The sequence below is a fragment of the Providencia sp. PROV122 genome (assembly GCF_028482365.1).
Lineage (GTDB): Bacteria > Pseudomonadota > Gammaproteobacteria > Enterobacterales > Enterobacteriaceae > Providencia > Providencia stuartii.
Window position 1 is genome coordinate 1 of the sequence record NZ_JAMPQI010000048.1, and the last position, 5,658, is coordinate 5,658.

The window sequence follows — 5,658 nt, forward strand, 5'->3', positions numbered from 1 at the left end:
CAACCACCATTTTAGCGGCTTCGAGTTTAAACTCTGCTGAATATTGCTTAACCATGTGCTCACCTGTGATGTTATTGAGGCAAGAATATCACCTCTAGTCAGGTGGCCAAATTAACTATGCCACTTCACTTCTAATGTGACAGGGATACCATTAATTTTCATCAAACTATCACCTTCAACGATAATATCTATTTTTTTACATGAAGGGCAATAAACCGAGTCGCCCACACAGACGACTCCTTGGATTTGTTTGGCTAGAGAAGAAGCTGTAAGTGCACTACCTCCAGTATTCGTAGTATCATTTTTTAAAATGATTTTCTACCGTTTACGATACTTCGTATCATTGCACCATTTATCTGATATTTGAATATTCAAATTTTTCTAACTTAGCTATTTCAAGAACGGCCTAATAAAACAAGTCATTGATATTTAAATGGATATCAAATTAAATCCAAGATCTAGCACATCCTCAAGTTCACAATCTTTAGAAATTATTTCAGTAACATGTTTGGGTACTTTATGCTCTGAAAAAACTTAACGCAATAAGATTTAAATATTAAATCATTATGGGGGCGCCCATCATATCACTTGATACAAAATGTATATGTCTTTTTGACAGTTTATTGATGTCCTCTGTTCATTTCACTGAAAATCAATATTCATCACGCATACTCAATCACCAATTTTTACCCTAATATCGAACGACAAAAACAACAGCAATGCGTAATATGTCAAATTTAGTTTCAGAATGTGTGTTAATATTTCAATCGCAATCTGGTAACTCACGTTATCATTTCCCAAGAAACTTAACATCTTATAAAAAATCTATTTAAAATCATAAAGTAATACACATAAAATCAAAAATCATTGGCAATAACGATCAATATAAATCAAATCAATAGCCATGAACTATCATAAACAGCAAAATTGATCGTCTTAAACTATTTCCCTCTCCTCTTAATTTACCTTAGTCTTTAGCACCAATAGTTTTGATATTAACCATATTTTACTTCAATAAAACAAGTGAATCATGTTAATGAGATACAACATATTAAATATAAATGTTCGCATAGGTGCATTTTTTCGAAAACATAGAAGATTACTAGGTATATCGGGGGAAAAACTAGGTCAAAAATTAGGTCTTTCCCAGCAACACATCTCTCGACTAGAACGAGGACAAGCAACATTTTCAATCGACATCATTCTGCAATTATTAAATGAGATTGATAAAACGTTACTTGATTTAATTATTGAAGTATTTTATGAAGATTCCGGTGAAGTTTTAATTGAATATCAAAGTTTACAACAATTCAGTACTGAATTAACGCAAAAAAACTAGCCTGCATTTTACATTAATCTATTTTTCTGGGATTATTTTAAGTTTTAAGATGAATTAGATTGGCTATTTATGTTGATTTTTAATTAAAGTTTTATTTTTTATTACATAAAAATTGGATTATGTATGCTTAAGCGTATTCACTTTATTCTAACATTGTTATTAATGAGCATAACAACATCAGTATGTGCCTCACCTTCCATTGGTATTGGTAGTATGTATGATATATTTAATCCTGATTCTAAAAATATAACTAAGCGAGTTTATAATACAGGAACATCTACTGCATTTGTTAGGGTTGATGTTCTTGAAATTACACCTGGAGATAAAGGAATTTCTATTGAATCATCACAAAAAACGATTAATGGAAATAAATTAGAAAAAGATAGATTAATTGTATCTCCTTTAAGATTGATTATACCTCCATCTGGATTTCAATCTGTTAGAATGATTTGGCCTGGAGAAAGAGAAAAAGAACGCTATTTTAGAGTTCGATTTACTCCTGTCCTTCCTCAGGAAAATGATGGGTTTGAAATGAATAAAGATGCAATTGAAAAATATAAAAAAGAAGCATTAGATGTTGGAGTAAATGTTTTAACAGGCTATGGAAGTATTGTGATAGTTCAGCCCAGAGATCCTATTTTTAATACTGTTATTAATAAAAGTAATGGTCATATTAAAGTGATAAATGATGGTAATGCTACTATTGTTTTAGAAGATATTCGGTATTGTAACTTGAATTCTATTGATTGTGATATATCAACTCGACAATTCATTTTACCTGGAAAAACCTTCAATTTAGAAAATAAATCAGAAAGTAAGATTAGTTTTACCTTAGTTGAAGGTAGTAAAAAGAAATTACTAAATTATTAATATCATCAAATAGGTTTAATCTTTGAAATTTATAATTTAGTTATAATGTTGTTTATATGTTGTTTATATGTTGTTTATATTTTATATAAGGTTATTTAAATGTTAAAAAAATCATTGATGGTTACTTTGTTATCTGGTGCTACTTTTGCTTCTATGTTTGCAAATGCAGCCGATGAGCAAAGCTATACGATTGAATTATCAGCGACAATCCCAGCTGAGACTTTTCAGGTTATCCCTGTTGAGAGTGGTTGGATTAATCAAACTCAAGAAATGGTTTATGATTTAGGTACCAAGAAATTGCAAGCTTTTTCAAAGCAATTTCAATACAAAAATACATCTGGTGGTATTCAGGCAACATTAACTAATACAGATGCAAAGGGTGATCCTCTTTTATCTAATGGGTCAGAGACTATTCCATTAGCTGTGACATTTAATGGTGTTAAATTAAGTAATGAAGCCGCTCTTGTTGTTGCTGCAGATCAAGCAAAAGCAGGTGGTCGTACTGACCTTCGTATTACTCAAAAAGAGAATAAGGAGTTAACGGAAGCAGGTTCATTTACAGGGCAAGTTTCTATGGTCTTTGAACCCGCTTTAGTTGTCACACCGCCATCAGATAATTAATTTTTAAAATCAACTGATGCTTTTTATTTAATAATGCCTGCCATTTATATGGCAGGCATGTACGGATAATTCCCTGATGAAAGTATTACTCCCTTTACTTCTTATTCCTAGTATTGCTATTGGTTCAGACATTCTTTTAGCGAATAATTCTATAAAAATACCTAATGACTTTAGAAATTATTTTTATAACTCTGAAGTTATGGTTCAAGTTTATCTTAATGACCTACCATTATTTGATGGTTCATTTTTGCTTAACGAAGATGGAGAGATCAGTCTTATTCAAATTTTTGATGAGGAAAACTCTTTCGACCAAGCTGTTAAAGATGAATGGAAAATAGCCTTAACTAAAGGTATATCTTTAGGTGAGTGCAATAAAAATTGTCCAAATGGATTAATGTCGGCAGATTATCGTTTAGATACATCTGCGTTAAAGTTATATACATCAAAATATGAGATACAAAAGACTAACAATGCTTATATCTCGTTACCTCAAACTGTATCAAATGGCGTTATTATGCATAATAATGTATCTGCTGTTTCAACAGGTGATTCTCATGCATGGAATTTGAATTCTTCTGTTGTTTCATCTTTATTAGGTTGGACACAGAAAGTATCATTCCAAACGTATAGTTCAAGTCAAAGAAATCAATCTCAAGAAACTAATATCTATGAGCTTTATACTCAAAAAGAGTTACAAGGTGATTTTTTTAGATTTGGGCTATTTTCTCCTGATAGTGATAAAGGAAATGTAGAAACAAATGGATTTAGCACTGGTTCTGTTACGGGAGTTATGTGGGGAACATCAAATACTTTACTTGTAAATGAGGAAAGCGTTAGTGCGTCTCCTATTTATGTTACGGCAGCAAACCCTGCTGTTGCTGAAATTTGGCGTGATGGCAAGCTTATTTATTCACAGCAGCTTCAATCGGGAGTTCAAGCATTAGATACTCGACGTTTGCCTAGCGGCATTTATGACATCACGATTAATATTTTGGAAAATGGGAAAATTGTAGATACACAACTATCACAGATATACAAACCATTAGGTTGGCGAAATCCAACTCAAAAGTGGCGAGTTAATGTATGGGGAGGAATAAAGCAGGACCTAACATTTGGTGATCATAAAAAGCAAGATAATGATTCTTCTATTATGGGGGGAGGGGCAGTTGATTATCTTTTAACTCCTAGAGTTGTACTAGGTAGTAGTATACAAAAAACAAAACTTGAAAACCAAATTAGTGCTCGGACCGATATCAATATATCGCCAAATAATAGTTTTTATGGTCAATATATTATCAGAGATGGCGAACGTCAAAAGAATCAAAGTATAGATCTTCGTTATTATCGAAATCTGTTCGCAGGAGGTTCGATGAGTTCTTTTTGGCGACATACATCTAATGATTCAAACAATCAGTTCAGATCTGATCGTTACGTTGGCAATACATGGGGGACTTCCTTATATACTAAATTACCATGGTCAAGTTCATTGACATTAAATGGACAGTATACAAAAAGCTCTTCAAGAGAAGGATTTGGTATTGATGCTGCAATAAATAAAAATACAACCTTAGCAGATAGAAATGTGAGTTTTCGGTTGAGTGCTTATGATAGACCTGGTTTTAATCAAGAGAAAAGAGAGCAAGGCATCACGATAGGGGTAAGTTTTTCTTTAGCTCCTCGAGAATCACAGATCTTATCTATGAATATTGGAATGAACGATAAAAATAATTATTCAAGCCTAGATTATCAATGGAAGCCACAAGATAACAACAATTTTAAATGGTTGGGGGCGGGGGTTTCTGAAAATGCAGGGCGCGTATCAATTAATGGGAATGGTGCGATAGAAACTCGTTCTCTTAGTAGTGACTTTTATACTCAGCATAATATACAAGAACATAGTACTACATCTGGGATTAACTTAAGCCAGACTCTTGCTTTTGGAGGCGGTAAAATTGCTATAGATAGCGGTTCTAATGGCGTGGGAATGGATTCTGCATTTATTGTTGACTTAGAGTCTGATAATCCCAGTTTAAATATAATGGCATCAGATAGTCTCACTGATACCAAATTATATCCAGGGAGAAATGTTATACCCGCAGCCTTATGGAAAAAAGAAAGTATTCAGTTTTATAGTGCAGGAAATAGTAATGCGAAGGTTTTTCCTAGTAGTGAATATGTACAAATGAATCGAGGTAGTGTGAAGTATTTAAAATTAAAAGCAGTTAAAGCAACAGTACTCATCGGTGTTTTACAAGATAGCCATGGTCAAATATTAAAACATCGCCAAGTCGATAGTGATATAGCGCGTGGTGTAATTAATGCAGATGGAGTTCTAACATTGGAAATGGGAGAAAATAATAAAACACTAACGGTGTTAGATAAGGATTTATCACCTACATTATCTTGCACTCTTCCTGAGGAACCGTCTAATAATGTTCAGTTTTATTCGACTATTCATTGTCAACCTATTGGAGGAGCATAATGCATTATCCTTATTATATACTAGGACTATTTTTGTTGATAAGCAGCTTTATTGCTCCGTCCGCAACTATTGACTTAATCGCAAAAATTGAGCCGAGCATTAACAATGATACTGTTGTATTTACTAATATGACCCCTCAGGAGGGATACTGTAATTCATGGCCACAACAATGCCCTTCAGAAATCAGTATTAATTTACCGTTATCTACAAAAATTTCGTACCCGATAAAGGCGAACAATGAACCACGGCAAGGAGCATACTTTAATTTTCCAAAAACAGAGAAAATTATTACTGTTAGAAATCATAGTACTGGAGAACCGTTTGATGTCAAATTTAGAATAACAAA

4 protein-coding genes and 2 pseudogenes are annotated in these 5,658 nt (G+C 32.9%); 5 read left to right on the forward strand and 1 reads right to left on the reverse strand.

What is annotated here, in order from left to right:
• Positions 1-111: 111 nt before the first annotated feature.
• A pseudogene (locus PSE69_RS19180) lies at positions 112-341 on the reverse strand (PAAR domain-containing protein).
• 689 nt (positions 342-1,030) lie between these two features.
• Between PSE69_RS19180 and PSE69_RS19185 the strand changes: the two are divergent.
• The 5 genes and pseudogenes from PSE69_RS19185 to PSE69_RS19205 all read left to right on the forward strand — a co-directional run.
• The gene (locus PSE69_RS19185) at positions 1,031-1,339 is read left to right on the forward strand and encodes a helix-turn-helix domain-containing protein (RefSeq protein WP_239543034.1); all 309 of its coding nucleotides are present in this window, start codon (positions 1,031-1,033) and stop codon (positions 1,337-1,339) included.
• Between the two features lie 123 nt (positions 1,340-1,462).
• On the forward strand, positions 1,463-2,209 hold the full coding sequence (locus PSE69_RS19190; protein WP_163761887.1) for a hypothetical protein: 747 nt from the start codon (positions 1,463-1,465) through the stop codon (positions 2,207-2,209).
• 99 nt (positions 2,210-2,308) lie between these two features.
• A complete protein-coding gene (locus PSE69_RS19195; protein WP_163761886.1) occupies positions 2,309-2,830 on the forward strand; it encodes a CS1 type fimbrial major subunit in 522 nt (173 codons plus the stop codon).
• Between the two features lie 76 nt (positions 2,831-2,906).
• On the forward strand, positions 2,907-5,312 hold the full coding sequence (locus PSE69_RS19200; RefSeq protein WP_163761885.1) for a TcfC E-set like domain-containing protein: 2,406 nt from the start codon (positions 2,907-2,909) through the stop codon (positions 5,310-5,312).
• Positions 5,312-5,658: pseudogene (locus PSE69_RS19205) on the forward strand (hypothetical protein); the annotation flags it as partial. The gene PSE69_RS19200 and the pseudogene PSE69_RS19205, both read left to right, overlap by 1 nt.

What these genes read in the sequence shown, in the direction of transcription:
- PSE69_RS19200 (WP_163761885.1), top strand. Translation starts at nt 2,907, where the DNA reads ATGAAAGTATTACTCCCTTTACTTCTTATTCCTAGTATTGCTATTGGT.
- PSE69_RS19185 (WP_239543034.1), top strand. Translation starts at nt 1,031, where the DNA reads ATGTTAATGAGATACAACATATTAAATATAAATGTTCGCATAGGTGCA.
- PSE69_RS19190 (WP_163761887.1), top strand. Translation starts at nt 1,463, where the DNA reads ATGCTTAAGCGTATTCACTTTATTCTAACATTGTTATTAATGAGCATA.
- PSE69_RS19195 (WP_163761886.1), top strand. Translation starts at nt 2,309, where the DNA reads ATGTTAAAAAAATCATTGATGGTTACTTTGTTATCTGGTGCTACTTTT.